This window comes from Streptomyces sp. UH6, from assembly GCF_013421635.1.
GTDB classification, from domain to species: domain Bacteria; phylum Actinomycetota; class Actinomycetes; order Streptomycetales; family Streptomycetaceae; genus Streptomyces; species Streptomyces abyssomicinicus.
In genome coordinates, this window is sequence record NZ_JACADT010000341.1 from 1 (window position 1) to 5,548 (window position 5,548).

Below are 5,548 nucleotides of genomic sequence, written 5' to 3' on the forward strand. Positions count from 1 at the left end.
GCCGACGCAGTGGTTTCACCCGGCGGACGCCCGGTGGGGTCCGGAACGGTGCGGGCTCACTCCCCCGGGGCCTCCGCACTGGTCGCCAGCACAGGGAAACGCCGCGGCGCCAGGGTCAGCAGCACCACGAACGCCACCACCGCCGCCACCGCCGCGCCCAGGTACACGGCCTGCGTGGCCGCCGCGAGGGCCCGCCCCGTCGCCTCCGGCACCCCCGCGCCGCTGTCGAGCGCCCGGGTCACCGCGTCCAGGTCGCCACCGCCCAGCCGTGACGCCAGCACCCCGTTGGCCACCGCGCCGAACAGCGACGCCCCCACGGTCTGCCCCGTCTGCCGGCAGAACAGCACCGACGCCGTCGTCGTGCCCCGCTCCGACCAGCCCACCGTCGACTGCACGCCCACCAGCAGCGGCGCCGAGAACAGCCCGAGTCCCGCCCCCACCACCGCCATCAGCAGCACCGGCTGCCACACCGACCCCGGGTAGGGCAGCAGTTGGAACGCGCCGAGCGCCAACGCCGTCACCCCGATGCCCACCAGCCCCGTGTCGCGGAAACCGATCCTGCGGTACAGGTGCTGGCTGAGCGCCGCCGACACCGGCCAGGTCAGCGTCCACACCGACATCACGAACCCGGCCGCCACCGGCTCCAGGCCCAGCACGCCCTGCGCGTACGTCGGCAGGAACACCGTCGGCGCCACCATCAGCAGGCCCATCGCCCCCAGCGACAGGTTGACCGCCGCGATCGTGCGGCGCCGCCACACCCAGCCCGGGATCACCGGATCCGCGGCCCGCCGCTCGATCACCACCACCAGCGCCGCCAGCACCAGCCCCGCCCCGAACAGCAGCAGCGACGGCGCCGAGAGCCACGGCCACGCCACCCCGCCCTGCACCAGCGCCGTCAGCAGCACCCCGCCACAGGCGAAGATCGCCAGCGCTCCCGCCCAGTCGACCGGCGGCCGCGCCGCGGCGTCGGCCGCCGCCGTCCGCGGTTCCCGCAGATGGCGCACGATCATCCACAGTGCCAGCGCGCCGACCGGCAGGTTGACGAGGAAGATCCACCGCCACCCGGCGTACGCCGCCAGCAGCCCGCCGACACCAGGGCCGGCGACCGCCGACATCGCCCACACCGTCGACAGCCGCGCCTGGATCCTCGGCCGCTCCCGCAGCGGGAACAGGTCCGCCGCCAGCGTCTGCACGGTGCCCTGCAACGCGCCGCCGCCCAGCCCCTGGACCACGCGGAAGGCGATCAGCGAGCCCATGTCCCAGGCCAGCCCGCTCAGCAGCGACCCCAGCAGGAAGAGCACCGCCCCCGCGACCAGGACCGGCTTGCGGCCGAAGGTGTCGGACAGCTTGCCGTACACCGGGAGCGTGACGGTGACCGCCAGCAGGTAGCCCGAGAACAGCCAGGAGAAGTACGCGAAGCCCCCCAGGTCCCCCACGATCTGCGGGACGGCCGTGGCGACCACCGTCGAGTCCAGCGCCACCAGCCCCATGGCCAGCATCAACGCCGCCACCACCGGGCCCCGCCGCGTGGCGGCGGCCGTCGACGTCCCGGCGTCCGCCGCCCGAAGCCCCGTCCTGGCCACCAGAATCCCTTCCCCATACATCTGTCCGCCGGGGTACAGCTTGGCACCACGACCGGCCCGCGCGGCAGGGCGTACCGAACCCCGAGAAGCCTCCTCCCTGAGGCCAACTCCCCCTAGGGGAACCGCCGTAGGCACCGTCCGGGACGCCTCCACCCGCCGGACGACGCGGCCCCCGGCCCCCGCTCCCTAGCCTGGTCACACGCCCTGGGGGGAGGCGGACGGCACCAGCGGCGGTGGGGTTTACCCCCCACCGACAACTGCACCGTGCACCATCGCGCCCCGCCCCGCGGCCGAGAAGACTCGATGCGTCGGCACGGCGCGGCGCCCGGCGGGGAGGTCACCGCACCCGCACGCACCGCGGCACACCGCACGCACCGCTCCGCACCGCACGCCGCGCCGGCGCGCCCACGCACCCGGGCGCACGCTCCGACGCACACCGCACCACCCGTCCGGCACCGGCCACGGGCCGGACGTCCCACACACCGTTCATCGAACATCGAACATCGAACAAGGAGAAGCACCGTGACTTCGGCTGTGACCATCCCCAAGTCCGGGGGCACCGGGAGGACATCGGCCGTCGCCGCGCGGGCGCGGCAGGTCGTCAAGGCCTACGGCGCCGGAGAGACCCGCGTCGTCGCCCTCGACAGCATCGACGTCGACCTGATGCGCGGCGAGTTCACCGCCATCATGGGCCCCTCCGGCTCCGGCAAGTCGACCCTGATGCACTGCCTCGCCGGACTCGACACCGTCACCTCCGGCCAGATCTTCCTCGACGACACCGAGGTGACCGGCCTCAAGGACAAGAAGCTCACCCGGCTACGCCGCGACCAGGTCGGGTTCGTCTTCCAGGCGTTCAACCTCGTCCCCACCCTCAACGCCCTGGAGAACATCACCCTCCCCCTCGACATCGCCGGCCGGAAGCCGGACCAGGCGTGGCTGGACCAGGTCGTCGAGACCGTCGGCCTCGCCGGCCGCCTCAAGCACCGCCCCGCCCAGCTCTCCGGCGGCCAGCAGCAGCGCGTCGCCGTCGCCCGCGCCCTCGCGTCCCGGCCGCAGATCATCTTCGGCGACGAGCCGACCGGAAACCTCGACTCCCGGGCCGGCGCGGAGATCCTCGGCTTCCTGCGCCGCTCCGTCGACGACTTCGGCCAGACCATCGTCATGGTCACCCACGACCCGGTCGCCGCCTCCTACGCCGACCGCGTCGTCTACCTCGCCGACGGCCGCATCGTCGACGAGATGCGCACCCCCACCGCCGAGGCCGTCCTGGACCGGATGCTGCGCTTCTCCGGGGGACACCCCCAGACCCCCTCCGTCGACACCCGGGGGCGCACCTCATGAGCACCACCCGCAACGCCGTCCGCGGCTTCCTCGCCCACAAGGGACGGATGGCGCTCTCCGGCATCGCCGTCCTGCTCTCCGTGGCCTTCGTCTGCGGAACCCTGGTGTTCACCGACACGATGAACACCACCTTCGACAAGCTCTTCGCCACCACCTCCGCCGACGTCACCGTCAGCCCCGGGGACGCCGACGCAGAGAACTCCTCCAGCACCGGCGAACCACCCGTGCTGCCCGCCGCCGTCGTCGCGGACGTCGAGCGCGCCGAGGGCGTCGCCTCCGCCGAGGGCGGGGTCTTCTCCACCAACGTCACCGTCGTCGACGCCGACAAGGACAGCCTCTCCCCCACCAGCGGCGCGCCCACCATCGTCGGCAACTGGACCGACTTCGACGCCCGCACCATGGAGATCGCCGACGGCGCGGCGCCACGCGGCTCCGGCCAGGTGATGGTCGACGCCGACACCGCCGACAAGCACGGCCTCGCCCTCGGCGACACCGTCTCGGTCATCAACGTCAACGGCACCCACGCCGCGGAGATCAGCGGCGTCGCCGCCTTCACCGTCACCAACCCCGGCGCGGCGGTCTTCTACTTCGACACGCCCACCGCCCAGCAGATCCTGATCGGCGAGAAGGACGTCTTCACCGACGTCTACGTGACGGCCGCCGCCGGCCACACCGACGAGCAGGTGAAGAAGACCGTCACCGCCGCCCTCGCCGGCACCGCCGCGGGCGGCGGCTACAAGATCCTCACCGCCGACGAGGTCGGCGACGCGGCCTCCGCCGACTTCGCCGGGGTCCTCGACGTCATGAAGTACGCGATGCTCGGCTTCGCCCTGCTGGCCGCGATGGTCGGCGTCTTCCTGATCTTCAACACCTTCTCCATGCTCGTCACCCAGCGCACCCGGGAGATCGGCCTGATGCGCGCCGTCGGCTCGTCCCGGAAGCAGGTGAACCAGACCGTGCTCGCCGAAGCCCTGATCCTCGGCGTCGTCGGATCCACCCTGGGCGTGGGCGCCGGCATCGGCCTCGCCGTCCTGCTCATGGAAGCCATGGGCGCCATGGGCATGAACCTCTCCACCGACGACCTCACCATCGCCTGGACCACGCCCGTCGCGGGCGTCGTCCTCGGCGTCGTGGTCACCCTCGTCGCCGCCTACCTGCCCGCCCGTCGCGCGTCCAAGGTCTCCCCGATGGCCGCGCTGCGCGACCCCGGCATGCCCGCCGACACCCGCGCCGGACGCATCCGGCTCGCCGTCGGCACCGTCCTCACCCTGGCCGGCGCCGCCGCGCTCTACGCCACCACCCGCGCCGACGCCGCCGGGGAGGGCTCCCAGTGGCTCGGCCTGGGCATCGTCACCACGCTCGTCGGGTTCATCGTCGTCGGCCCCGTCCTCGCCTCCGGGGTCGTCCGGGTCCTGGGGCTGCTCGTCCTGCGGCTCTTCGGTCCCGTCGGACGGATGGCCGAGCGCAACGCGCTGCGCAACCCGCGCCGGACCGGCGCGACCGGGGCCGCCCTGATGATCGGGCTGGCGCTGGTCGCCTGCCTCTCCGTCGTCGGCTCCTCCATGGTGGCCTCCGCCACCGACCAGCTCGACAAGACCGTCGGCACCGACTTCATCATCCAGTCGCCCAGCGGCCAGCTGATCACCCCTCAGGCCGTCGACGCCGTCCGCGACGCCGAGGGCGTCGACCGGGTCACCGAGTACAAGCTGTTCCCCGACGCCAGGCTCACCATGCCCGACGGCCGCGTCGCGGAGAAGGAGTGGCTCAACGCCGCCGACCCGTCGTACGCGCAGGACCTGCGGACCGACACCGAGGCCGGCGACCTCGCCGACGCCTACCGGCCCGACTCCATGTCCGTCTTCGGCGACTTCGCCGAGAAGTACGGCCTCACCATCGGCTCCGAGGTGAAGGTCGACTTCCCCGGCGGCGGGACCGGCACCCTGACCGTCCGCGCCATCACCAGCGACGAGGTCACCGTCGACAAGGGCGCCCTCTACCTCTCCATCGACACGGCGGCGAAGTACGTCCCCGCGGAGAAGATGCCGCTGGACTCGATGGTCTTCGCCGGCGCGCGGGACGGGCAGGAGGACGCCGCGTACACCGCTCTCAAGGCCGCCCTCGACGACTACCCGCAGTACCAGGTCATGGACCGGACCGACTACAAGGAGGCGCTCCAGGACCAGATCGGGCAGATGCTGAACATCGTCTACGCGCTGCTCGCGCTCGCGGTGATCGTCGCGGTCCTCGGGGTGGTCAACACGCTCGCCCTGTCGGTCGTCGAGCGCACCCGGGAGATCGGCCTGATGCGGGCGATCGGGCTCTCCCGGCGGCAGCTGCGGCGGATGATCCGGCTGGAGTCCGTGGTCATCGCGCTCTTCGGCGCGCTGCTGGGGCTCGGTCTGGGCATGGGCTGGGGCACGGCCGCCCAGCAGCTCCTCGCGCTGGAGGGGCTCACGGTGCTGGAGGTGCCGTGGCCGACGATCCTCGCCGTCTTCGCCGGGTCGGCGGTGGTGGGCCTCCTCGCCGCCCTCGCCCCCGCCTTCCGCGCGGGCCGCATGAACGTCCTCGGCGCCATCGCCACGGAGTGACCCTCCCGCCGCCTCCACCAGGCCCCGCCCGGACCC

Annotated in this window: 3 protein-coding genes; 2 read left to right on the forward strand and 1 reads right to left on the reverse strand. The window is 73.0% G+C overall.

Annotation, left to right across the window (positions count from 1 at the left end):
• Window positions 1–56: 56 nt before the first annotated feature.
• Window positions 57–1,604: an MFS transporter gene (locus tag HW445_RS17075; RefSeq protein ID WP_180221872.1), complete on the reverse strand. Its 1,548-nt coding sequence runs from the start codon at window positions 1,602–1,604 to the stop codon at window positions 57–59.
• 501 nt (window positions 1,605–2,105) lie between these two features.
• Here HW445_RS17075 and HW445_RS17080 point away from each other — a divergent pair.
• Window positions 2,106–2,924, forward strand: coding sequence for an ABC transporter ATP-binding protein (locus HW445_RS17080; RefSeq protein ID WP_180221873.1), 819 nt, complete (start codon window positions 2,106–2,108; stop codon window positions 2,922–2,924).
• Window positions 2,921–5,512: an ABC transporter permease gene (locus HW445_RS17085; protein WP_180221874.1), complete on the forward strand. Its 2,592-nt coding sequence runs from the start codon at window positions 2,921–2,923 to the stop codon at window positions 5,510–5,512. The genes HW445_RS17080 and HW445_RS17085 overlap by 4 nt, the downstream gene beginning before the upstream one ends.
• Window positions 5,513–5,548 lie beyond the last annotated feature (36 nt).